Annotated in this window: 22 protein-coding genes; 13 read left to right on the top strand and 9 right to left on the bottom strand. The window is 65.0% G+C overall.

Translation table 11 applies throughout. The annotated features are described in order from the left end of the window. Window positions 1-145 precede the first annotated feature (145 nt). Window positions 146-1,321: a glycosyltransferase family 4 protein gene (locus IVB48_RS36555; RefSeq protein WP_247408800.1), complete on the top strand. Its 1,176-nt coding sequence runs from the start codon at window positions 146-148 to the stop codon at window positions 1,319-1,321. A gap of 30 nt (window positions 1,322-1,351) precedes the next feature. Beyond that, window positions 1,352-2,887, top strand: a complete 1,536-nt coding sequence (locus tag IVB48_RS36550; protein ID WP_247407884.1) for a hypothetical protein — start codon at window positions 1,352-1,354, stop codon at window positions 2,885-2,887. Window positions 2,888-2,914: 27 nt separating this feature from the next. Here the strand turns inward: IVB48_RS36550 and IVB48_RS36545 are convergent, their stop codons facing one another. Then, the gene (locus IVB48_RS36545) at window positions 2,915-3,838 is read right to left on the bottom strand and encodes a LysR family transcriptional regulator (RefSeq protein WP_027569281.1); all 924 of its coding nucleotides are present in this window, start codon (window positions 3,836-3,838) and stop codon (window positions 2,915-2,917) included. Between the two features lie 108 nt (window positions 3,839-3,946). Here IVB48_RS36545 and IVB48_RS36540 point away from each other — a divergent pair, with 108 nt between their 5' ends. From IVB48_RS36540 to IVB48_RS36490, 11 genes are all read left to right on the top strand, one after another. Next, on the top strand, window positions 3,947-4,270 hold the full coding sequence (locus IVB48_RS36540; protein ID WP_247407882.1) for a Dabb family protein: 324 nt from the start codon (window positions 3,947-3,949) through the stop codon (window positions 4,268-4,270). Next, window positions 4,267-5,346, top strand: a complete 1,080-nt coding sequence (locus IVB48_RS36535) for a maleylacetate reductase (protein WP_247407880.1) — start codon at window positions 4,267-4,269, stop codon at window positions 5,344-5,346. Before IVB48_RS36540 ends, IVB48_RS36535 begins: the two co-directional genes overlap by 4 nt. Before the next feature lie 4 nt (window positions 5,347-5,350). Next, entirely contained in the window at window positions 5,351-6,724 is a 1,374-nt protein-coding gene (locus tag IVB48_RS36530; RefSeq protein ID WP_247407878.1) for an amidohydrolase family protein, read from the top strand. A gap of 20 nt (window positions 6,725-6,744) precedes the next feature. Continuing rightward, window positions 6,745-7,647 carry an NAD(P)-dependent oxidoreductase gene (locus IVB48_RS36525; protein WP_247407876.1) on the top strand — a complete coding sequence of 301 codons (903 nt, stop codon included), beginning with the start codon at window positions 6,745-6,747 and terminating at the stop codon, window positions 7,645-7,647. 14 nt (window positions 7,648-7,661) lie between these two features. Then, window positions 7,662-8,546 carry an intradiol ring-cleavage dioxygenase gene (locus IVB48_RS36520; protein ID WP_247407875.1) on the top strand — a complete coding sequence of 295 codons (885 nt, stop codon included), beginning with the start codon at window positions 7,662-7,664 and terminating at the stop codon, window positions 8,544-8,546. A 55-nt stretch (window positions 8,547-8,601) separates the two neighbouring features. Then, window positions 8,602-9,996 (top strand): FAD-linked oxidase C-terminal domain-containing protein, encoded by a 1,395-nt coding sequence (locus tag IVB48_RS36515; RefSeq protein ID WP_247407874.1) that lies wholly within the window; start codon window positions 8,602-8,604, stop codon window positions 9,994-9,996. Further along, entirely contained in the window at window positions 9,993-11,519 is a 1,527-nt protein-coding gene (locus tag IVB48_RS36510) for a sugar ABC transporter ATP-binding protein (protein WP_247407873.1), read from the top strand. The genes IVB48_RS36515 and IVB48_RS36510 overlap by 4 nt, the downstream gene beginning before the upstream one ends. After that, entirely contained in the window at window positions 11,512-12,462 is a 951-nt protein-coding gene (locus IVB48_RS36505) for an ABC transporter permease (protein WP_247407872.1), read from the top strand. Before IVB48_RS36510 ends, IVB48_RS36505 begins: the two co-directional genes overlap by 8 nt. Beyond that, window positions 12,459-13,436 (top strand): ABC transporter permease, encoded by a 978-nt coding sequence (locus IVB48_RS36500; protein WP_247407871.1) that lies wholly within the window; start codon window positions 12,459-12,461, stop codon window positions 13,434-13,436. Before IVB48_RS36505 ends, IVB48_RS36500 begins: the two co-directional genes overlap by 4 nt. Window positions 13,437-13,478: 42 nt before the next feature. Next, complete coding sequence (locus IVB48_RS36495) at window positions 13,479-14,453, top strand: sugar ABC transporter substrate-binding protein (protein WP_247407870.1); 975 nt, start codon at window positions 13,479-13,481, stop codon at window positions 14,451-14,453. 80 nt (window positions 14,454-14,533) lie between these two features. Beyond that, the gene (locus IVB48_RS36490; protein ID WP_247359720.1) at window positions 14,534-14,821 is read left to right on the top strand and encodes a YciI family protein; all 288 of its coding nucleotides are present in this window, start codon (window positions 14,534-14,536) and stop codon (window positions 14,819-14,821) included. Window positions 14,822-14,998: 177 nt separating this feature from the next. Here IVB48_RS36490 and IVB48_RS36485 read toward each other — a convergent pair whose 3' ends face one another. From IVB48_RS36485 to IVB48_RS36450, 8 genes are all read right to left on the bottom strand, one after another. After that, complete coding sequence (locus IVB48_RS36485; protein WP_027569270.1) at window positions 14,999-15,991, bottom strand: oligopeptide/dipeptide ABC transporter ATP-binding protein; 993 nt, start codon at window positions 15,989-15,991, stop codon at window positions 14,999-15,001. Further along, on the bottom strand, window positions 15,988-16,977 hold the full coding sequence (locus IVB48_RS36480; RefSeq protein ID WP_027517118.1) for an ABC transporter ATP-binding protein: 990 nt from the start codon (window positions 16,975-16,977) through the stop codon (window positions 15,988-15,990). The genes IVB48_RS36485 and IVB48_RS36480 overlap by 4 nt, the downstream gene beginning before the upstream one ends. Before the next feature lie 19 nt (window positions 16,978-16,996). Next, entirely contained in the window at window positions 16,997-17,920 is a 924-nt protein-coding gene (locus IVB48_RS36475; protein ID WP_247407869.1) for an ABC transporter permease, read from the bottom strand. Further along, the gene (locus IVB48_RS36470) at window positions 17,917-18,858 is read right to left on the bottom strand and encodes an ABC transporter permease (protein WP_247407868.1); all 942 of its coding nucleotides are present in this window, start codon (window positions 18,856-18,858) and stop codon (window positions 17,917-17,919) included. Before IVB48_RS36470 ends, IVB48_RS36475 begins: the two co-directional genes overlap by 4 nt. A gap of 17 nt (window positions 18,859-18,875) precedes the next feature. Beyond that, window positions 18,876-20,477 carry an ABC transporter substrate-binding protein gene (locus IVB48_RS36465; RefSeq protein ID WP_247407866.1) on the bottom strand — a complete coding sequence of 534 codons (1,602 nt, stop codon included), beginning with the start codon at window positions 20,475-20,477 and terminating at the stop codon, window positions 18,876-18,878. A 141-nt stretch (window positions 20,478-20,618) separates the two neighbouring features. Then, window positions 20,619-22,289 (bottom strand): ABC transporter ATP-binding protein, encoded by a 1,671-nt coding sequence (locus tag IVB48_RS36460; protein ID WP_247407864.1) that lies wholly within the window; start codon window positions 22,287-22,289, stop codon window positions 20,619-20,621. Next, window positions 22,286-23,134, bottom strand: a complete 849-nt coding sequence (locus IVB48_RS36455; protein WP_027569265.1) for an ABC transporter permease — start codon at window positions 23,132-23,134, stop codon at window positions 22,286-22,288. Before IVB48_RS36455 ends, IVB48_RS36460 begins: the two co-directional genes overlap by 4 nt. Continuing rightward, window positions 23,131-24,162: an ABC transporter permease gene (locus IVB48_RS36450; protein ID WP_197031190.1), complete on the bottom strand. Its 1,032-nt coding sequence runs from the start codon at window positions 24,160-24,162 to the stop codon at window positions 23,131-23,133. Before IVB48_RS36450 ends, IVB48_RS36455 begins: the two co-directional genes overlap by 4 nt. Between the last annotated feature and the right edge of the window lie 18 nt (window positions 24,163-24,180).

Genomic DNA, 24,180 nt, shown 5'->3' with positions numbered 1-24,180 from the left:
CCAGCGGAATTCCCTCGCGAACGATGCCCTTGCGTCAGGCCGCGCATTAACTCCGTTTATTGCTAGTCGGTGTCCGCGCGAGGCCTCCATGGTAAGCACGGAGTTAAGAATGCGAAAAATTCGTTTCTCTAGCGGGTCGGGATCCGTGCTCCATTACCAGCCAAACAAGGCGTTGGGCGAGACCACTGCGACAGCACTCGCGCCACCCAACGGTGGCGGACGAAAGCTGCACGTGCTTCTCGTACAGACCCAGGCGGAGAACGCGGGTGCGCAGGAGATCTCGCGCCTGCTTGGCGCCGGGTTGACCGCCCGCGGCTATCGCGTCACCAATCTGTTCTTCTTCCGCAAGTCGGATTCGTTCGATGAGCCGCCCGACACCATCTATTGCGCGACGAGCCGGCCGGGAAATCCGCTGGCGCTGCTGCAAATGCTGTGGACGCTCGGCGGCCATCTCAGGGCCACCAGGCCCGACGCCGTTCTGACCTTTCAGCACTTCGGCAATGTCATCGGCGCCGGTGTGGCGCGCCTGATCTGCCACGTGCCTGTCATCGCCAATCAGGTTTCATCCGCGCTGTCGATGAGCTGGCCGGTCCGCACCGCCGACATCGTCATGGGCAGCCTCGGCTTCTTCGACCGCATCACGCTCAACTCGCAGGACATGCAGCGCGAGTATTCGCGCTACCCCAAAGCTTATCGCGCGCGCATGGTGCACGTGCCGCACGGCTTCGACGACAAGGCGCTCACCCTGACGAAGCAAGCTGCGCGACAGAAATTTAATCTGCCGCCGGAAAGCACCCTGCTCGGCTGCGCAGCAAGATTGCACCCGCACAAGCGGCTCGACGCGGCGATACGGCTGCTGCCGGATCAACCCTCCTGGCACCTCGCACTGGCCGGCCAGGGAGCCGACGAGGCTCGGCTGCGGCAGTTGGCGGACGAGCTGAGAGTATCGGACAGACTGCATCTGCTCGGCGAAATCACCCCGCGCCAGATGGCGGAGTTTCTCGCCGCTCTCGACGTGTTCGTATTTCCGACGCAGGCGGAGACCTTCGGCCTGGCCGCTGTGGAGGCCGCAAACGCCGGCGTTCCCTCGGTCGTCACCGATCTCCCGGTCTTGCGCGAGGTGTTGTCCGTCGAGGGAAAGCCGACAGCGCTGTTCGTCGATGCCGCCGATCATACCAAGCTGTCGGCCGCGGTCTCCAGGCTCCTGACGGACCAAAAACTGAGCGACGAACTGCGGCAAAACGCCAAAGGCCTGAAGCTGCGCTATTCAGTGGACGCCATGGTGGAGGAATACGTTCGAATTCTCGGCCAGGTCATCTGATCGGGACGCATTGAAACGGATCGGCTCGACATGACCATCGAGTTTCGCTGTGAAATTGAGCATGCGCGGCAGTGGATGGGCCGCGACACGCTGTCGGTTGACGGCCGGGATGTACCGGTCCAGATCGCATGGACGGCAACGGCGGAGCCGCGGCCGACCGGTCTCGACATGCTGTTCGAGCTCGAACGTTTGGTGTTGCACAAGGGCAAGCACAGCGGCACCGACAGGCTGAAGATCAGTCCCGAACGAATGCAGGCTCGCGCCGGCACGGCAGACGTCATCGTCGATTTCACCGGTGGCGCGCGGGATCCGAACTGCTCCGCCCGGCAGTATCTCCGCCCGCTGTTCAATGGAGTCGCAGGCGAAAACGCAGCTCTTGCCGCCATTCTCGCCGGCGATCTGCCGGTGATCGAAATCGTCGACGAGGTCGACGGTGCCGTCCTCGATCGCGGCCACCCCTCCGCCGAAATCGCGGCCGGTCTGAGCGGCGGATTGGAAACCGTCATGGCGCGAACCCTGACCATGGTGGCGGCCATCCTGTCGGGACGGCCGCGCATCGTGCCGCTAATGGCACGACCCGCCCGAATTGGTAACGGCCGCCCGCCGGCGGCGTACGTTGCGCGCGGCCTAGCGACATCGATTACCAAGGAGATCTATCGCCTCTGCTGCTATGCCCCGCACTGGCATGTCGGATGGCGCTTCAATGATGGCGCCGGCGTCTGGCAGACCGGAAATCTGTCGGGGTCCCGCTGGAACGTCCTTGCCGATCCCGGAAACCACTTCTACGCCGATCCTTTCCCCATCACCTGGCAGGGGCGAACATTCGTCTTCTTTGAAGACCTCGATCACCGGGTTGGAAAAGGAATCGTTTCGGCAATCGAGTTCGACGATGCCGGTCCCGTCGGAGAGGTTGTGCCCGTGCTGAACGAGCCTTGGCACCTCTCCTATCCGTTCTTGATCGAGGACGATGGCGCGTTGTGGATGATCCCGGAGAGCTCGACCAATGGGGATGTCGCCATCTACAAATGCGTTCGGTTTCCGGACAAATGGGAGCGGCATGCGACGCTGCTTTCGGGCGTCGAGCTGGCCGATGCCACGATCACGCGGCACAACGGTCTGAACTATCTGTTCGGGGCTTGGCGCGACGGCACCGGCGGCTATTCGGATTCGCTGGCGATCTATTACGCCGAGCACCTCATGGGCCCGTGGTTGCCGCATGCCAGCAACCCCGTGCTGATCGATCGCGCGACCACGCGGCCTGCGGGGAATTTCGTCACCATCAATGACAAATTGTGGCGCCCGGTCCAGGACTGTGCCGGCGGATACGGGGCAGCGCTTGCCCTGGCGGAAATCGTCGAACTCTCGCCGACGACGTTCAAGCAGATCATCCGCCACTCTCTTCGGCCAGGGCCAGCATGGCCCGGCAGGAAGTTGCACACCTTGAACCGCTGCGGCCGGCTCGAGGTGATCGACGGATCGCGTGTCCAACCCAAGACCCGCGCCCTCACGAGCAAATTGCCATCGGGCGTCTTGTCGCCGCGGACCAATCCCTTCGCCGCCAGCTAGCGCGGTGGCTGAATTCGAAAATGTCGCTCACTTCGCCGCGTCGATCCAGATCCCCGGCTGCGAATGCTCGCGGATATGGGTGACCAGGAAGTCGGAAAAGACCCTGATCTTGGCGGGCAATCCGGCACGGTTCTGGTAGGCGATGTTCATCGTCAGCAGCGGCAGCTCCCAGTCCATCAAAACCGGGACGAGACGGCCCGCCGCGATGTCGCTTTGCACGATATAGAGCGGCTGGATGAGGATGCCGAGCCCCGCCAGTGCTGCGCCGCGGATGACCTGGCCGTCATTGCTGTCGAGCGTCGGCGTGATGCGGACAGTCTGCGCGCCGTTGCCTTTGCGCAGGCGCAGCGAATAGGGATCGTTGGCGAGATTATAGACCAGCATGTTATGGCGCGCGAGATCGACCGGCTGCTCCGGCTCGCCGCAGCTTGCGAGATAGGACGGCGCAGCAGCGAGCACCCGCCGCATCTGGCCGATGCGGCGGACGATAATGTTCGAATCCGGCTCCTGCTCGCGTGTCCTGATCGCCACGTCGATGCCGGCCTCGATGAAATCGGAGTAGCGGTTGGCGGTGGTGATCTGCATGTTGAGCTTCGGATAGCGCGCGCGGAAGGCCGGCAGCATCGGCGCCAGATAGATCACCGCAAAGGACAGCGAGCTCGTGACCCGCAGCGTGCCTTGCGGCGACAGCGCGCGATCGCTGACGATGTCCTCGGCTTCCGCCAGCTCGCTCAAAACCCGGCTCGAGCGCTCCAGCAGTACCTGCCCCGCCTCCGTCAACCACAGCCGACGGGTGTTGCGCTCGATCAGCCGGACCGCAAGGCGCTCCTCGAGCGCGCTGAGATGGCGGCTCGCGGCAGCATTCGACATGCGCAGGGCTTCGGCAGCTTTGGACATGCTGCCGAGCTCGGCCGTCTTGGCGAACACTTCCAATTGGAGCAGGCGGTCCATTTTTTCGCAAACAGGAAAAGAGACTTGCGATTATTGAGCTTTATTTCCACATCCCGCAAGTCAAAATGGAGAAAACACAAGCAGGATAGCAGGCGAGGAAACAGGGAAATGTCGGGCCGGATCAGGCACATCGTGATGTGGCGGCTGCGCGGGGAGACGCCCGCGGAGCGGGCCGCCGCCCGGGTCAAGGTCAAGACCCTGTTCGAGGGCTTGCGCGGCCGGATCGACGGCCTCACCCATATCGAAGTCGGTCTCGACGTCAGTGATGTCGACTACGCCTGCGACGTCGTTCTGTTCTCCGAATTCACCGACCACGCTGCGCTCCAGGCCTACGCCACCCACCCGGAACATTTGCGCGTGCGCGAGGCGCTGGGCGACTTGCGGATCGGGCGCTTCCAGGTCGATTATCCCATCAAAGAGACCGGCGCATGATCGGTACGTTCACCTTTGAAAACCTGCCCTGCCGCGTCGTGTTCGGCAGCGGAACATTGGCTAGCGCCAAGGCCGAGGTCGAGCGGCTCGGCGGCAAGCGCGCGCTGGTGCTGACGACGCCCCAGCAGGAGGCGCAAGGCAAGAGCTTGGGCGCGGCGCTCGGTTCGCTCTACGCCGGCATTTTTCCGGGCGCGACCATGCACACGCCGGTCGAGGTCACGGAGCGGGCGCTCGCGGCGATGAAGGCGTGCGAGGCCGACTGCGTCATTTCCCTCGGTGGCGGATCCACGACCGGCCTCGGCAAGGCGCTCGCCTTGCGCACAGGAATCAACCAGCTCTGCATTCCCACCACCTATGCCGGCTCCGAGATGACGCCGATCGTCGGCCAGACCGAGAACGGACTTAAGACCACTGTGCGCGATGCCGCCATCCTGCCGGAGACGGTGATCTACGATGTCGACCTCACGTTGACTTTGCCGGCGAGCCTGGCCGCGACATCAGGCATCAACGCGATCGCGCATGCGGTCGAGGCGCTCTACGCGCGCGACACCAATCCCGTCACGTCGCTGATGGCGGAAGACGGCATTCGCGCGTTGGCACGTGCGCTGCCCGCCATCGCCGCGAAGGGCGACGATCGCGAGGCTCGCACCGCAGCGCTCTATGGCGCCTGGCTGTGCGGCGTCTGCCTCGGCACCGTCGGCATGGCGCTGCATCACAAGCTCTGCCACACGCTCGGCGGCACCTTTGACCTGCCGCATGCCGAGACCCACACCATCGTGCTGCCGCACGCGCTGGCCTACAACGCGCCGGCCGTGCCCGACGCGATGGCGCGGATCTCCCGCGCCATCGGCGCCGCCGATGCATCGCAGGGGCTTTTCGAGCTAGCGAAGCGGCTGGGTGCGAAGGTCGCATTGCGCGACATCGGCATGCCCGAAAGCGGCATCGACAAGGCCGCGGATCTCGCGGTCACCAACGCCTATTGGAACCCGCGCCCGCTCGAACGCGACGCCATCCGCGACCTGATCGCGCGCGCCTGGGCCGGTGAGCCGCCTGTCACCGGCAAAGCGGTGGCTTGAAGCGATGCGGCGCACGCTGATCAAATCCGCCACGATCATCAGCATGGATGACACGATCGGCGACTTCGACATCGGCGACGTGCTGATCGAGGGCAGCCGCATCGTTGACGTGCGTCCATCGATCGACGTCGGCGGCAGTGCGGCCGAGACCGAGATCGTGGACGGTACCGGCCGCATCGTCATCCCCGGCCTGATCAACGCCCATATGCACACTTGGCAGACGGGCCTGCGCGGCTATGCCGCCAACTGGACGCTGCTGGAATATTTCCGCCACATGCATGCCGGGCTCGCTACGGTCTTCAGGCCCGAGGACATTTATATCGCGACCTTGGTGGGTGCGCTGAACCAGATCAACCAAGGCACCACGACGCTGGTCGACTGGTGCCACAACAATCCGACGCCCGATCATACCAACGCCGCCGTGCGCGGCCTGATCGAGAGCGGTATTCGCGCGGCCTTCTTCCACGGCTCGCCAAAGCCCGAGCCCAAATCGGGCGAGCCGCATTTCTCGGAGATCCCGCATCCACGCCGTGAGGTCGAGCGACTGCTGGCGGGGCCCCTCGCCGACCGCGACGGCCTGGTCACGCTTGGGCTCGCGATCCTCGGCCCGCATTATTCGACGCTGGACGTCGCCATGCACGATTTCGGCATGGCACGCGAGCTCAAGCTGATCGCATCCATGCATCAGGGCGGCGGTCCCGCCAAGACGCCCGGTGGCTGGGAGAAGCTGATCGAGGCGGGTCTCGTCGGCGCCGGCACCAACATCGTCCATGGCAACGACCTGCCTGACGCACTGCTGGACCGGATGGTCGATCTCGGCGTCTCCTTCTCGGTGACGCCGGAGAACGAGATGATCCAGGGCCACGGCTTTCCAATCACCGGACGGCTGCTCAAGCGCGGCGTGCGGCCGACCATCGGCATCGATCTGGAATCCGTGCTGGCCGGCGACCTCTTCTCCGCCGCGCGCGTTGCGCTCTCGATGCAGCGAGCACTGGACAACGCGGAATCGCGCAAGGCCAGCGGCACCATTCCGGCGACGACCACGATCCCCGTCCGCGAGGCGCTGCGCTGGATCACGACGGAAGGCGCCCGCATGCTCGGTCGCGAAGGCCAGATCGGCTCGCTGACGCCGGGCAAGCTCGCCGACCTCGTCATCATCAATGCCAGCGATCTCAACCTCGTACCTGTGCACGATCCCGTCTCCACCGTGGTGATGCAGACCAGCCTTGCGAATATTGAGGCCGTGATGATCGGCGGCGTGTGGAAGAAGCGGAATGGACGGCTGCTGGCCGACGGCCTGGAGGCGAAGAAGGAACTGCTCCTGCAATCAGGCCGGCGGCTGGTGCACGACATCGAACGACAGGGACATTCCGCCTGATGGCGTCAAGGACAACAACAATGACTGATACGCCAAAGAACATCGCTTTCATCGGGATCGGCAAGATGGGCCTGCCGATGTCGGTGCTCGTCGCCAAGGCTGGTTACGCCGTGACCGCGTTCGACCGTAGTGCCGCACGGCTCGACGAGGCGCGCGCGCAAGGCATTTCGACTGCCGCTTCGCCGGCCGAAGCCGTGGACGGCAAGGCCGCGATCGTCACGTCCCTGCCCGATGACGTGGCCTTGCGCGGCGCATTGCTCGGCCCTACCGGCCTCATCGCCGCGATGGCTGCTGGATCTGTCCTGATCGAGACCAGCACCGTGAGCGTCGACGCCTCCGCAGAGGTCGACGCCGCCGCCCAGGCGCGCGGTGTCCTCTACCTGCGGGCGCCGGTCTCCGGCAACGCCAGCATCGTCCACACCGGCGCGCTGAGCTGCTTCGTCTCGGGCCCGAAGGACGCCTACGAAAAGGCAAAGCCGCTGCTCGCCGCCTTCACCCGCGCCCAGACCTATCTCGGGCCCGGCGAGGAAGCGCGATATGCCAAGCTTGCGGTCAATCTGATGATCGCTGTGTCGGCCGCCATGATGGCGGAGAGCCTGGCGCTGGCGCGCAAGGGCGGCATCGGCTGGCAGGACATTCTGAAAGTTCTCGACGACAGCGCAGTCGCCTCACCGATGGTGAAGTACAAGACCGCGCCGCTGCGCAGCCGCGATTTCGACTCGACCTTCTCCTGCAGGCAGATGGCCAAGGATCTCGACCTGATCCTCGGCGCCGGCCACGCCGTCGGCGTGCCTCTGCAGCTCGCGGCGCAAGTGCGCGAAACCTATGGCTCGCTGGTCGCACAGGGCGACGGCGAGGCCGACTTCATCGCGACCGTCAAGCATCTGGAACGTCTGTCCGGGCTTGGCGAGCCCAAACTCTGATCGCGGAGACATCCATGCGCAATTTCAACGAGAACACGATCACGGACGCAGTGCTGGAGCGGATCGCGGGCGCAACCGATCCGCGCATCAAGCAAGTCAGCGAAGCGCTGGTGCGCCACCTCCATGCCTTCGTCCGCGAGGTGCGACCCACCCAGAAGGAATGGGAATACGGCATCGACTTCCTGATCCGCACCGGCCACATGTGCGACGACAAGCGCCAGGAATTCATCCTGCTGTCGGACGCGCTTGGCGTCTCCATGCTGGTCGACGCCATCAACCATCCGGTGCCGGAAGGCGCGACCGAGACCACGGTGCTCGGTCCGTTCTTCGTGCAGGCGTCGCCCGAGAAAGACAACGGCGCTGACATCTCCGGCCCGATGGAAGGCGATCCGATGCTCGTCACCGGCTCGGTGTCGACCGTCGACGGACGGCCGCTTGCCGGCGCTGTCGTGGACGTCTGGCATTCCGACGATGATGGCTATTACGACGTCCAGCAGCTCGACAAGATCGGCGATCTTGCGATGCGGGCGCGCTTCCACACCGACCAGAATGGCCGCTTCAATTTCTGGTCGATCAAGCCGGCCGCCTATCCGATCCCGCATGACGGTACCGTCGGCGACATGCTGGAGGTCCAGGGCCGCCATCCCTGGCGCCCGGCACACGTGCATTTCATGATCTCGGCGCCCGGCTTCGAGCAACTCGTGACCCACGTGTTCGTCGCCGGCGACCAGTATCTCGACTCCGACGTGGTGTTCGGCGTCAAAGACAGCCTGATCCGCGAATTTGTGCGGTGCCCGCCCGGCCGTGCGCCCGATGGTCGCATGGTGGACAGCGAGTATTTTCACCTCAACTATGATTTCGGCCTGAAGCAGGTCGCTAGCAACGCAAGAGCCGCTTAAGCTGAACATCGCGGACCAGACAAGAGTCCGACAACAAGGCAGACAGGGAGCAAGGATGGGACCGCGGGTCAGCACGAGCATATTGGCCGATCGCCTCATGGGCATGATCGGCCCGCGCGCGAGCGTCGCGCGTGGCGTGCTCGATCAGCATGGGCAGAGCGAGTCGCATTATCGCAACCTGCCGCCCGACATCGTCGTCTTTCCCGAAACCACGCAGGAGGTCGCGGAGATCGTCAAGCTGTGCGCTGGCGCGAATATGCCCATCGTGCCCTTCGGCGCTGGGACCTCGCTCGAAGGCAATGCGGCTGCGGTCGCGGGCGGCGTCTGCTTCGACTTCGCACGCATGAACAAGGTGCTGGCGGTGCACGACAGCGACATGGACGTCGTCGTGCAGCCGGGCATCACCCGAAAGCAGCTCAATGCGGAGCTGCGCGGCACTGGACTTTTCTTTCCGATCGATCCCGGCGCCGACGCCTCGATCGGCGGCATGACGTCCACGCGTGCCTCCGGCACCATGGCGGTGCGCTACGGCACCATGAAGGACAATGTCTTGGCGCTGGAGGTGGTGCTGGCCGACGGCCGCGTGATCCGGACCGCCAGGCGCGCGCGCAAGTCCGCCGCCGGTTACGACCTGACCCGCATGTTCGTCGGCGCCGAGGGCACCCTCGGACTCCTCACCGAGATCACGCTGAAGGTCCATCCCGTGCCGCAGGCGATCTCGGCCGCGGTTTGCAGCTTCGACACCCTGCACGACGCCGTCGACACCGCGATTTCCGTGATCCAGTCCGCGATCCCGGTGGCGCGCATCGAGTTGCTCGACAACGTCATGATGCGCGGTATCAACGCCTATGCGAAGCTCGGCTATCGCGAAGCCCCGACCCTGTTCTTCGAATTCCATGGTTCCGAGACTTCCGTCGCCGAGCAGGCCGAAGCTGCACAGGCCATTGCCGCCGACCATCGTGGTCATGGCTTTGCCTGGGCCAAGGCGCAGGAGGATCGCAGCCGGCTGTGGCACGCCCGCGACAACACGCTCTATGCCGGCCTGGGCCTGCGCCCCGGCGCGCGTGCCGTGATCACCGACGTCTGCGTGCCGATCTCGCGATTGGCGGAATGCCTCACGGATACCCGGCGCGATGCGGACGAGCACGGTTTCACGGCGCCTATCGTCGGCCATGTCGGCGACGGCAATTTCCACATGCTGATCCTGATCGACCCGGCAAGGCCGGAAGAAGTCGAGGGCGCCAAGGCGCTCCAGGCCCGCATGGTCGCTCGCGCGATTGCCATGGACGGCACCTGCACCGGCGAGCACGGCATCGGGCTCGGCAAGATCGACTATCTCACCGATGAGCTCGGCGAGGCCGTCGATGTGATGAAGTCAATCAAGACCGCGCTCGACCCTGACGGACTGATGAATCCCGGAAAGATCTTTGCAGGCGGAGCGCGCGCATGAGCACCGCCGCATTGGCCGTCGAGCCCGCCGCCCCCACGCCGCTGCTGGAGCTGCGCGGTATCAGCAAGGAGTTTCCCGGCGTCAAGGCGCTGGATAACGTGTCCTTTGCCGTCTTCCCCGGCGAAGTCCACATGCTGCTGGGCGAGAACGGCGCCGGCAAGTCGAGCCTGATGAAGGTGCTGTGCGGCGCCTACCGCGCCGATGCCGGCGAGTTCTACTACAAGGGCGAGCCGGTCGCGATCAATTCGGCCGCGGACGCGCAGAAGCTCGGCATCGCCGTGATCTTCCAAGAATTCTCCCTCGTCCCCCATCTCGATATCGCCCAGAACATCTTCCTCGGCCGCGAGCCGAAGGGCCGTATCCCCGGCACCATCGACCGGCGCAGGATTCTGGCCGACGCCGCGCGCGTGCTCGGCACGATCGGCTTCGAGATCGATCCCTCCACCATCGTCGACAAATTGGGGGTGGCGCAGCAGCAGATGGTCGAGATCGCCAAGGCGATCAGCCAGAACGCGCGCATCCTCGTGATGGACGAGCCAACCGCGGCGCTGTCCGATCGCGAGACCGAGCTGCTGTTCGCGCTGATCGCGCGGCTCAAGGCCGACGGCGTCTCCATCGTCTACATCTCGCACCGCATGGCGGAGGTATTCGCGCTCGGAGACCGCATCACCGTGCTGCGCGACGGTCGTCGCATCGACGGTGCTCGCCCGGCCGACGTCACGCCGGACCAACTCGTCCGCATGATGGTCGGTCGTAACGTCGACATGACCTACCCGCGCAATTTTGCCGACAAACCCGGCGACGTTCTGCTCGAGGTCAAGGGCCTGAGCGCCTCCACAGGAATCTCGGACATCAACATCGAGGTGCGCCGCGGCGAGATCGTCGGCCTGTGTGGCCTGGTCGGCTCCGGTCGCAGCGAGGTCGCACGCGCGATCTTTGGCGCCGATCCCGTGACATCAGGCGAGATCGTCTTCGACGGCAAGACTATCTCCGGCGAGCCTGATCTTGCTGCCCGCCGCGGCATTGCGCTGATCCCGGAGAGCCGCAAGAGCGAGGGCCTGGCGCTGCTGCGATCGGTGAGCGACAATCTGGTGGTGTCGGCGCTGCGAAAGCTGTTTCCAAGCGGTCTGTTCGACCAGCGCAGCGCGCATCGCACCGCCGACGGCCTGATCAGACAACTGCGCATTGCGACGCCCAGCGCGCGCCAGATCGTCGGCCTGCTCTCGGGCGGCAATCAGCAGAAGGTCGTGATCGGCAAGTGGCTCGCCGCCGGCTCGAAGCTCTTCATCTTCGACGAGCCGACCCGGGGCATCGACATCGGTGCCAAGGCCGAAATCTTCGCCCTGATCGACCGCCTTGTCGCCGAAGGCGCGGCGGCGCTGATGATCTCGTCCGAACAGGTCGAGATCTGCCACGTCTGCGACCGCGCCTATGTGATGCGCGAGGGGCGCATCGCCGGGCACCTCGCGCGCAATGAGCTGACAGAGGAGAACATCGTGCGACTGGGGATGCATCATGCGTGAGGCCGCGGTCGCCTCTCAACCGAATCCGCTGCAGCGCGTTCCCGGCGTTGCCATCGTGCTGGTGCTGCTGATCGCGCTGTTCAGCACGATCGCGCCCGGCTTTCTGTCGGTTGCCAACCTCTCCAATGTGCTGGTGCAGTCGACGATCCTAACCATGCTCGCGCTGCCGATGACACTGATCATCATGACCGAGGGGCTGGACCTGTCGATGGGCGCGGTGCTGACGCTGACCTCGCTCTGCGTCGCAATCGTCTCGCTCGCAACCCACTCGATGTTGCTGGGCTTAGGTGCCGGACTCCTCGTCGGCACAGCCTTCGGCTTCGCCAATGGCTGGCTGGTCGCCATCGTGGGCATCCCGCCCTTCGTGGCGACGCTCGGTACGCTCGGCATGGCGCAAGGCCTGTCGCTGATCGTCAGCGACGGCCAGAGCGTGGTCGGCATCCCCCACAGTGTGCGCGACATCTATTCGGCGACGCTGCTCGGCGTGCCCGTGCCGATCGTGATGGCGCTGGTGACCTATGCCGCCTTTCACAGCCTGCTCTATCACACCCGCTTCGGCACCTATATCTTTGCGCTCGGCGGCAACCCGGAGGCGCTGCGCTACGCCGGCCTCTCACCGAACAAGCTGCTGATCGCGGTCTATGCAATTGGCGGCGCCATGGCCGGCATCGCCGGCCTGCTGATGACAGCGCGCATGAATTCCGGGCATCCAACCGCGGGCCTCGGTCTCGAATTCGATGCGATCGCGGCCGTCGCCGTCGGCGGCACGTCGTTCGAGCGCGGCAATGGCTGGCTGCTCGGCACGCTGCTCGGCGTGCTCTCGGTCGGCGTGCTGCGCAACGGGCTGAACCTGATCTCGCTGCCCTCCTCGGTGCAGGTCGCGAGCGTCGGCGTCCTCGTCATCGTTGCCCTCTTCCTTGACGGCCTGCGGAGCCGCGCATGACCGACATCAGCAAAGACGCCATTGCGCCGCCCCGCTCGTTCCTGTCGCAGGACGCGATCCAGGTATTCTATCGCCTGCTCGCGGCGCTGCTGATCTGTGCGGTGCTCGCCGTGCTCAGCGATTCCTTCCTGAGCCTCGGCAACATCCTCAATGTGCTCAGGCAGGCGAGCCTGACCTTCTTCATCGCCTCCGGCCTGACCCTGGTGGTGCTGACCGCGGGCCTCGATCTCTCCGTCGGCGCCAATGTCGCGCTGTCCGCCTGCATCGCCGGGACCGTGATCCACAAGACCGGCTCGCCGGCGCTCGGCATCCTCACCGGGCTTGCCTGCGGCGGCCTCGTTGGCCTGCTCAACGGCGTGATGGTCACTGCGCTGCGCATCCCCTCCTTCATCGCCACCTACGGCATGCTCTGGGTGCTGAACGGCCTCACCTATTGGTACATGGCGGGCGAAACCCTTCACGGCTTCCCGGCCGGCTTTCGCCAGATCGGCAGCGGCTATCTGTTCGGCTTGCCGATCCCGGTTTATCTGCTGCTGGTGTTCCTCGGGATTGGAACGTTGTTTGCGCAGCGAACGGTCTGGGGCCAGGAGATCTATGCGATCGGTGCCAATCCGGTCGCGGCACGGCTCTCCGGCATTCCGGTCGCGCGCCGCCTGCTGCTGGTCTACGCGGTCTCGGGCACCATGGCCGGGCTCGCCTCGATCATCTTCCTGTCGCGGCTCAATTCGGCCGAGGCCGACATCGGCGAAAGCCTGACGCTGCCCGCGATCGCCGCCGTGCTGATCGGCGGCACCTCGCTGTTCGGCGGCGTCGGGACTGTGTTCGGCACCTTCATCGGCGCATTGATCCTGACGCTGGTGCTGAACGGCATGAACCTCTTGTCGGTCAGCGCCAACTGGCAGCCGCTGGTCACCGGCATCATCGTCATTCTCGCGGTCTGGCTCGACATGAAGACCCGCCGCCGCGCGCAATGAGTTCTTGAACGACCAACAAGCAAAACGAGGGATGGAGGCAACATGAAACAGACACTGGGTTATTTGGCGCTGCCGCTGCTGATGGCGGCCGCGCTCACCACGCCAGCGCGAGCCGACGGCGAGACCATCGCCGTCTTCACCAAGAACCAGACCAACCCGTTCTTCCAGACGGTGCGGGTCGGCGCGGACAACATGGCGAAGACGCTGAACGCCAAGACGCTGCAATACATCCCGACCAAGCCCGACAGCATTCCCGAGCAGCTCAGCCAGATCGAGGACGTCGTGGTGAAGAAGCCGAGCGCCATCGTCTTCACGCCGGTCGACTACAAGGCGATGGTACCGGGTGTCGAGAAGATCAACGAAGCCAAGATCCCCGTCGTCAACATCACCGATCGTTCCGCCGGCGGCAAATTCCTGTCCTTCGTCGGCGCCGACGATTACAGCCTCGGGCTCGAGACCGCGCGATTCCTGCTCAAGACGTTGGGCGGCAAGGGCAACATCGTCATCATCGAGGGCGTCAAAGGCTCGCTGACCAATGTCGACCGCGTCCGCGGCTTCAACGACGCGCTGAAGGAAAATGCCGGTGCAAAACTGCTGGCCTCGCAGCCCGGCAATTACCAGCGGCTCCAGGCGCTGCAGGTGATGGAGAATCTGATGCAGTCGAACGCGCAGATCGACGGCGTGCTCGCCGCCAACGATGCCATGGCGGTCGGCGCGATCGAAGCGCTCGACGGCGCCAACCGCAAGGCGCAGGTGATCGGCATCAACGGCACCAAGGAAGCGATCGACGCGATCAAGTCCGGCAAGCTGCTCGCGAGCGGCGACTACAACGGATTTTTTCAAGGCTGCCTCGGCACCATGATGGCGATCCGCTCCTTGCGCAACCAGCCTGTCATCGCCGAGATCGTGCTGAAGCCAACCGTCATCACCAAGGACAATTACCAGCCGTTCGACGTGCCGCTGGAGCAACGGAGCTGCCCGACTTTCGAGGAAGCCAGCAAGCTCGGCGGCAAGTAACCAAGCGCAGTCATCACGACAAGCCCGGACGGCCGCAGCCGCGGCCGTCCCAAGAAAACGAGACATAAACGGAGACTATCATGCTGTTCGCCATTCACGCCCTCGACCGCGCCGGCGCGCTGCCGACCCGGCTCGCCAATTACGACGCCCACAAGGCTTTCCTGAGCGACACCTCGCGCTTCGGAGTCAAGATTGTGATGTCGGGGCCGCTGGTCTCCGACGACGGCGCGACCATGATCGGCAGCCTGTTCCTGATCGAGGCAGCGGGCCGTGGCGACGTCGAGGCTTTCAACCGAGCCGATCCGTTTGCGGCGGCCGATATCTGGGAAAAGGTCACGATCACGGGCTTCCTGCGCCGCCAAGGTTGAAGGCGGCTAAACAAAAACGCGAAAACAACCCCATGCACAGTAGAATGAGGTTGTTTTTACACATGAAACTTCGTCGCAAACGTCTTTGACTCGTCGGGCAAAACAGGAGCAGAGTGCCATCCTCACCCGATTGTCGCCCCCAAGCCTCGATCGAAAGGTTTGCCGCCGGCCTAACGGCTAGCCGCTCGCCACCGCTGCACTATCTTCGAGATGACAGGCCACCCACTGCTCGGGTCCAGCCGCGCGCAATGTCGGCTCTTCGCTCCGGCAGCGGTCGAACACGTATGGGCAACGGGTGTGGAAGCGGCACCCGCTCGGCGGATTGATCGGGCTCGGCACGTCTCCCTTGAGGATGATCGGATTGCGCTGGGCCCCCGGCTCGGGCAGCGGCACGGCCGAGAGCAGCGCCTTGGTGTACGGATGCTTTGGCGCGGCGAAGATCTCGTAGCGCGGCGCCACCTCGACGATCTTGCCGAGATACATCACCGCGACGCGATGGGTCATGTGCTCGACGATCGCGAGGTCATGGCTGATGAACAGCAGCGCCAGGCCGAACTCGCGCTGGAGATCCTGCAGCAGATTGACGATCTGTGCCTTGACCGAGACGTCGAGCGCCGAGACGGCCTCGTCGCAGACGATCAGGTCGGGCTCGGCGGCGAGCGCCCGCGCGATGCCGATGCGCTGGCGCTGGCCGCCGGAGAATTCGTGCGGCCTGCGGTTCAGCGCCTCGCGCGGCAGGCGCACGGTATCCATCAGCGCCGTCACGCGGGTCTCGAGATCGATCGCGGATTTGGCGAGGCCGAAATTGCGGATCGGCTCGGCCAGGATATCGCGCACGCGCATGCGCGGATTGAGGCTCGAGAACGGGTCCTGGAACACCACCTGCACGCGGCGGCGCATCTGGCGCATCGTGCTCGGATGGGCGTCGTCGATACGCTGACCGTCGAGGATGACCTGCCCCGCCGTGATGTCGAACAGACGCAGGATCGCACGGCCGACCGTCGATTTGCCGCAGCCGGACTCGCCGACCAGCGAGAGCGTCTCGCCGCGCGCGATCTCGAACGACACGCCGTCCACCGCATAGACCCATTCGGACTTGCGGCTGAACAGGCCCTTTTTGACCGGGAAGTGCTTCTTGAGGTCGTTGACCTGGAGCAGCGGGGGACTCATGCCGCGACCGCTCCCTTGGCCGCATAGTGGCAGGCCGCGACGTGACGTGGCCCCTTCTCTTCGAGCCCCGGCGCGTACTGCCGGCACAGATCGGTCGCGAGCGCGCAACGTCCGGCGAAGACGCAGCCGACGATGGGCTTGCGCAGATCAGGCACCTGCCCGGGGATCTCTGCCAGCCGCCTCGCGGTGCCGGTCAGCGACGAGCCGAGCCGCGGCACTGCACCGAGCAGGCCCTGCGTGTACGGATGACGCGGCGAACGGAACAGGTCCGCCACCGGCGCCTCCTCGACCTTACGGCCGGCATACATGACCATGACGCGCTCGGCGATCTCGGCGACCACGCCGAGATCGTGGGTGATCAGGATGATCGCCGCGCCAACCCGGTGCTTGAGATCCAGCATCAGCTTCAGGATCTGCGCCTGGATCGTCACGTCGAGCGCGGTGGTCGGCTCGTCGGCGATGAGAAGTTTTGGATTGCAGGCCAGTGCAATGGCGATCATGACGCGCTGGCGCATGCCGCCGGAAAGCTGATGCGGATATTCGCGCACGCGGCGCTTCGGCTCGGGAATGCCGACCAGAATCAACATCTCGATCGCGTGTGCCTCCGCGGCCTGCTTGTCCAGGCCCTGGTGGATCATCAGCGTTTCGCGGATTTGACGCCCGACGGTCAGGACCGGGTTGAGGCTGGTCATCGGCTCCTGAAAAATCATTGAGATGTCGTTGCCGCGGATCGCGCGCATCTCGCGATCCGACATTTGCAGCAGGTCCTTGCCCGCGAAACGGATGCTGCCGGCGATCCTGCCCGGCGGTTCCGGGATCAGCCGCATCAGCGACATCGAGGTCACCGACTTGCCGCAGCCGGACTCGCCGACGATGGCGAGCGTCTCGCCCTCGTTGACATGGAACGACACGCCTTCCACCGCGCGGTTGATGCCGCTGGGCGTGCGGAAGTGGGTTTGCAAATTCTCGACTTCGAGCAGTGCCATCGCGATCAGCCCCTCGCCATCAGAGGCTCTTGGCCATGCGGGGATCGAGCGCATCGCGAAGGCCATCGCCGAGCAGGTTGACGGCGAGCACGGTGACGGACAGAAAGGCCGCCGGAAAGAACACGATGTAGGGCTTGACCTGCCACAGCGCCCGCCCCTCCGCCATGATGTTGCCCCAGGACGGAATGGTCGGCGGCGTTCCCGCGCCGATGAAGGACAGGATCGCCTCCGTGATCATCGCGCTGGCGCAAATGTAAGTCGCCTGGATCAGCATCGGCGCCAGCGTGTTGGGCAGGATGTGGCGCAGGATGATCATCGGTGTGCGCGTGCCACAGGCGACCGCCGCATCCACGTAGGGCTGCTCGCGCAGCGACAGCACGACACTACGGACAAGACGGGAAACCCGCGGTATCTCGGCAACGGTAATCGCCAGAATGACGTTGCCGACGCTGCCGCGCGTCAGCGCCATCAGCGCGATCGCCAGCAGGATCGGCGGGATCGACATCAGGCCGTCCATGAAGCGCATCAAGATGCCGTCGGCCCAGCGGATGAAGCCGGAGACGATGCCGATGGCGAGACCGACTGCGGAGGCAAATATCGCAACCGAGAGTCCGACCGTGAGCGAGACGCGCGCGCCGAAGAGCACGCGCGAATAGATGTCGCGGCCGAGCACGTCGCTGCCAAACCAGTAAAGTGCCGACGGCGCGCGAGTGCGCTTGGCCGGCGCAAGTGCGGTCGGATCCACCGTTCCAAGATAAGGCGCAAAGATCGCGATCAGGACGAGGATCAGCAACAACGTGCCGCCGATGGCAACGGTGGGATGGCCGCGCAGCAGCCCGATGAAGCCGCGCCGGATCGTGACCGGCCGGAGGATCTCGGGCAGTTGCGGCGCGAGGACGAAGCCCGCCGGCAGCGCTTGCGGATTGACGGTCGTGTCGGTCAATAGCGGATCCTCGGGTCAACGAGCGTATAAATGACGTCGATCATCAGATTGACGAGGACGTAGACGAAGCTGAACAGCAACACGATGCCCTGGATGACGGGATAATCGCGACGCAGGATCGCGTCGATCGTGAGCCGGCCGAGGCCGGGAATGGCGAACACGCTCTCCGTGACGACCGCGCCGCCGATCAGGAGCGCGATGCCGATCCCGATCACCGTGACGATCGGCACGGCCGCGTTCTTCAGCGCGTGGACGAACAGGATGCCGCCCTGCCCGAGGCCCTTGGCGCGCGCGGTACGGATATAGTCCTGCTGCAACACTTCGAGCATGGTGGCGCGCGTGATACGCGCGATCAGTGCGATGTAGACACAGCCGAGTGCGATCGCGGGCAGGATCAGGTTTTGCAGCCAGGGCCAGACGCCCTGGGCGAGCGGCGTGTAGCCCTGCACGGGAAGCCATTCGAGCTCCAGTGCGAAGATATAGGCGAGGACATAGCCGACGACGAAGACCGGCAGGGAGAAGCCGAACACGGCAAAGGCCATGATGGCCCGGTCGATCAGGCTTCCCGCCTTCCACGCCGCCAGCACGCCGAGCGGCACCGCGACCACGATCGTGAGCAGGAGCGTGACCATCATCAGCGACAGCGTCGGCCCGAGACGCTGCCCGATCATCGTCGAGACCGGCAAATTGGTGAAGATCGAGGTGCCGAGATCGCCGTGCAGAATGCGCCAGACCCAGCTGCCGAACTGGATCAGAAAGGGTCGATCGAGGCCGAGGCTCTGACGGATGCGCTCCACATCCTCCGGACTTGCCTGATCGCCTGCGATCACCACGGCGGGATCCCCCGGCGCGATGTAGAGCAGGCTGAACACGAACAGCGCGACGATCGCCATCACTGGCAAGGTCGAGGCGATACGCCGGAGGATGTAGGAGAGCATCTGGCTTCAGCGCAAGGTCATGCGGATTTCGCCACGCCCCAGAAGAACGGCAGCGGCCCTTTCGTGATGCCGGAGACGTTCTTGCGCCAAGCCGTGTAGCTGAGGAAGAACCCAGTCGGCGCGTAGACGACGTCCTCGAGCGCGACCTTGTTGAGGCGAGCGACCGCGGCCTTCTCCTCGTCGAGGTTCTTGGCCTCGAACCAGGACGTGACCTCCTTCTCGGTGCCGGGGCTGTTGGGCCAGCCGAACCAGGCCTTGTCGCCATTGGCACGGATGGCGGTGTAGGGCGCCGGATTGATGCAGTCCGAACCCGCGTGCCAGGTGTGGAACATGTTCCAGCCGCCCTGTCCGGGCGGTGTCTTCTGTGCGCGGCGGGAGCCGACCGTGCCCCAATCGGTCGCGACGAAGTCGACATTCATACCGAGCTTCTTCAAGAGATCGGCGGTCACATCGCCAAACGCCTTGGTGATCGGCTGGTCCTGCGCCACCAGGCACGTCACCGGCTGGCCGGAGTAGCCGCTCTCGGCGAGCAGCTTCTTGGCAGCGTCGAGATCGCGCTTGCCCTTCAGGACCTCGCCGCCCGCCTCGGTGTAGAGCGGCGTGTCGGGTGTGAAGAAGCCGGGCAACGACTTCCACAGCGAATTGTCGTCGCCGACGAGCGCACGCATATAGTCTTCCTGGCTCATCGCCATCAGCACTGCGCGCCGGGCCCGCACGTCGTTGAAGGGCGGATAGAGGAAGTTCATGCGAAACGAGCCGACATTGCCGAGGGGATCGCCGATGTCGACGCTGATGTTCTTGTTCTTCTTCAGGACCGGGACGAGGTCCGCGATCGGGTTCTCCCACCAGTCGATCTCGCCGTTCTGCAACGCGGCCGCGGCGGTCGCCGGATCGGGCATCACGATCCATTCGACGCGGTCGAGCAGCATCTGCTTGCCGCCGGCGAGCCACGACGCCTTCTCCTGCCGCGGCACATAGTCGGCGAATTTTTCGAACACGGCTTTCGCGCCGGGGACCCATTCGCCCTTGGCGAACTTCATCGGCCCCGAGCCGACATAATCGCCGATCTGCTTGAACGGGTCGGTCTGCGCGATGCGCTCCGGCATGATGAAGGCGCAAGGCGAGTTGTTCTTGCCAAGCGCATAGAGCATCTTCGGGAACGGCTGCTTCAGCACCCATTTGAAGGTGCGGTCGTCGACAGCGGTGAGTTCCTGCTGCAGTGCCTTGAGCATCAGCCCCATCGGGTCGCGTGCCGCCCAGCGCGTCAGGCTCGCAACGACGTCCTTGCTCAGTACCGGCTCGCCGTCGTGGAATTTGAGCCCCGGCCGCAATTTGAACGTCCAGGTGGTGCCATCGTCGGTCACTTCCTCGGACTCGACCATCTGCCGCTGCGGCTGCAGCGCGGAATCGACGCCGTAGAGCGTATCCCAGACCAGCGCGGCGGCATTGCGCACGACATATTGCGTGCCCCAGATCGGGTCGAAATTGGCGAGGTTTGCCTGCGGCACGAAGCGCAGGGTGCGCGCGGAGGCGCCTTGTGCGATCGCCGGGGCCGAGAGGCCGCTCAGTGCCAGACCGCCCGCGCCGGCCAGTCCCTTCAATACGGTCCTGCGATCCATGAAATCCTCCCAATAGTGCCGTGATGCCGGCCATCGTTGGCCAAGAACAGGTGAAACCAGAGCTCATTGGCGTGCAAATGGTATGCCACTAACCGGACCTTCGCCAGCGGGATATCCGCACCATTGGGACCGGTCGAGACCTCAAAGCGCGGCCGCCAGCACTGGCCCGGTCTCGATATGCGGGATCGCCTCGACCAGCTTGCGCGTGTAGTCGGTCTTGGGATTGTCGAACAGCGCCCGGCTCTCGCCCTGCTCCACGATGCCGCCATTGCGCAGCACGATGGTGCGGTCGCAGAGCATGCGCACCACGTTGAGATCATGGCTGACGAACAGCAGCGCGATGTCGTTCTCGCGCCGCAGGCGGTCGAGCAGTTGCAGCACCACCGCCTGCACGGAGACGTCGAGCGCAGCGGTCGGCTCGTCCAGCACCAGGAGCCGCGGCCGGCAGGCGATGGCGCGGGCGATGCCGACGCGCGCCTTCTGGCCGCCGGAGAGCTGATGCGGAAAGCGCGGCAACAGATCCAGCGGCAGCCCCACACGAACGGCGCAGTCTTCCACCCGCTTGCGCAGCGCATCGCCCCCACGCATGCCGTCGAGCCGCATCAGGGGATGGGCGATGCAATCGAAGGCGGTGAAGCGCGGGTTGAGGCTCTCGTTCGGGTCCTGGAACACCATCTGGATGTCTTTGCGGAAGCGCGAGCGATGAAAGTCGCGCGACGCCACGTGGCCGATCGACTGCCCATCGAACACGATCTCGCCCTCGCTCGGATCGATCAGGCGGCAAATCATGCGCGACGTCGTGCTCTTGCCGGAGCCGGATTCGCCGACGAGGCCGACGCTCTCGCCGCCGGCCATCGTCATGGAGAAGTCCGCCACCGCCGCAGCGCCCTCGTCGAAGCGTTTTGCGAGCTTGCGCACTTCCAGCAGCGGCGGAGTCCCGTGAACGGGCTCCTGCCTAGGCCTGCTGACGACAGCCGCATAGCCTTCCCGCTCCTCTTCCGTCACGAGGTCCGCGATCCCGGAGGTCGCGGTCGGCGACGCAGCCACCAGACGCCTGGTATAGGCGTGCTGCGGCGCGCCGAACAGCGTCCTGGGGCTTGCCTCTTCGACGATGCGGCCGCGTTCCATCACCGCGATACGGCGGCAATATCGCGCCGCAAGTCCGAGATCGTGCGTGATCAGGATCGTCGCCATGCCGCGTGCGGCGGCAATCTCCGCCAGGAGGTCCATAACCACCTTCTGCGTGGTGACGTCGAGTCCGGTCGTCGGCTCGTCGGCGATCAAGAGCGCGGGATTGCAGGAGATCGCGATCGCGATCATGACGCGCTGGCACATGCCGCCGGAGAGCTCGTGCGGATAGGCGTTCATCCGCGTCTCGGGGTCGCGGATCTGGACGGCGCGCAACAGCTCCAGCGCTTCCGCGCGGGCGGCGTCCTTCGATATCCGCTTGTGAGTGAGGATCGCGTCCGCGATCTGCAGGCCGATCGCGCGGATCGGATTGAGCGCCGCCCGTGGGTTCTGGAAGATCATCGACATCGCGGCGCCCTGGAGCTGCCGGAGATCGTCACCCCTGAGTTTTGTGACGTCTTGGCCGCGAAACAGGATCTTGCCTGCGGTGACGCGGCCGGCCGCATCGAGCAGCCGCGTCGTGGCAAAACCGGTCACCGACTTGCCCGATCCGCTTTCGCCGACGAGGCCAAGCATCTCGCCGGCTTCGACCGTGAGCGTCACGCCGCGCACGGCCTCCACCATCCCTCGTCGCGTCGAGAATGCGACGTGGAGATCGTCGATCCTGAGCAATTCCTCGCTCATGTGCGCATGCGCGGATCGAGAATGTCCCGCATCCCGTCGCCGAGGAGATTGAAGCACAGTACGGCCATCATCAACGCGAGGCCCGGAAAGGCCACCAGCCACCACCGCCCCGTCGAAATGAAGCGGGCGCCCTCCGCGACCATGATGCCCCATTCCGGCGTCGGCGGCTTGACGCCAAGGCCGATGAAGGACAGGCCGGCGGCGTTCAGGATCGCCCAGCCGAGGTTGAGCGAGATCTGCACCGCCATCGCCGGCAGGATGTTCGGCAGCAGGAAGCGCAGCACCACCGAGAAATGGCTCTCGCCGCAGGAACGCGCCGCCTCCACCCAGCCGACATTGCGGCGGACGTTGACCTCGGCGCGCGCGAAGCGGATGTAGAACGGAAGATTGATGATCGCGGTTGCAATCACGATGTTCTCGATCCGGTTGCCGAGAGCCGCAACCATCGCCATCGCCAGCACAAACAGCGGAAAGGCCATCATAACGTCGACGAAGCGGCCGACCGAACGGTCGAGCCTGCCGCCGGCATAGCCGCAGAAGGAGCCGACGACAGCGCCGATCACGAACGAGATGCCGACCGCCGAGACCGCGATGGCAAGGTCGAGCCGTGCCGCAACGACGAGGCGGCTGAACACGTCGCGCCCGAGCTGGTCGGTGCCGGCGAGATGCGCCGCGCTCGGCGGCTGCAGGGCCTCCGAGACATTGGAGACAATGGGATCATAGGGCACCAGCCACGGTCCGAAGATCGCGACAAGGACGAACAGCAGGACACCGGCCGCGGCGACGCCGGTCAGCGGGTTGCCGCGCAAAATCCAGACCGAATGGCGGAGGGTTGCGCTGGTCATCCGATCGACACCCTGGGATCGGCGATGCCGTAGCAGATATCGACGACCAGATTGACCAGCACAAAGATGCCAGCCATCAGCAGCACAAAACCCTGCACCGGCGCATAGTCGGACGACAGCAGCGCATCGAGCGCATAGGAGGCGACGCCCGGCCAGGAGAATACCTTCTCCACGAGGACGTTCGCGCCAAGCATGGTCGAGAACACGATGCCGGCAATGGTGATGACGGGAAGGATCGCATTGCGCAGCGCATAGGTGACGACGACCTTCTGCCAGGACAATCCGACCGAGCGCGCGGTGCGCACGAAATCGCTGCCGAGCGAGACCAGCATCGAGGCACGGGTGATCCGCGCCAGCGGCGCGATGACGAACAGGGCCATGCTCAGCGCGGGCAGGATCAGCTGCTTGCAGGTCGCCCACCAGCCCTCGATGTCTCCCGCGAGCAGGAAGTCGATCGACAGGAACCCGGTGCGCTGCGGCGGCAGCGAGGTGAAGACGTCGATCCGCCCGGTCGGATCAGGCGCAAGGCCGAGCAGATAGTAGAACACATAGATCAGCAGCAGGCCCGAGACGAAGGTCGGCACGCAGACGCCGAGCGCGCAGAACAGCCGCACGCCGTGATCGACCAGCGATCCCGGTTTCAAGGCTGCGACCACGCCGAGCGGCACCGCCGCAATCAATGCGATCAGCAACGCTGTGAACGTCAGTTCGAGCGAGGCCGGCAGCCGTTCGCGAAGGTCCTTCAGGACCGGCTGCCCCGTCATCATGGAGCGGCCGAGATTGCCGCGGCCGATGTCGGAGAGATAGAACACGAGCTGCTCCGGCACCGACTTGTCGAGCCCCATCTGCTTGCGGATCTGCTCGATCTCCTCCTTGCCGGCGTTGGGCCCCGAGGCGAAGAACACCGCGGGATCTCCGGGGAGGACCCGCATCAGCAGAAAGGTGAAGACCAGCACGCCGAACAACGCCGGCAGCGACGACAGAAGCCGCCTTCCCGCCCGCACCACCGTCGCACCAAAACCGGTCATCACCTTTCAGAGCCCTTG

It is taken from the genome of Bradyrhizobium sp. 76, assembly GCF_023073025.1.
In the GTDB taxonomy this organism is placed as follows: domain Bacteria; phylum Pseudomonadota; class Alphaproteobacteria; order Rhizobiales; family Xanthobacteraceae; genus Bradyrhizobium.
The sequence above is the reverse complement of the archived record's forward strand: the minus strand, read 5'-3'. Positions and strand labels throughout refer to the sequence as shown.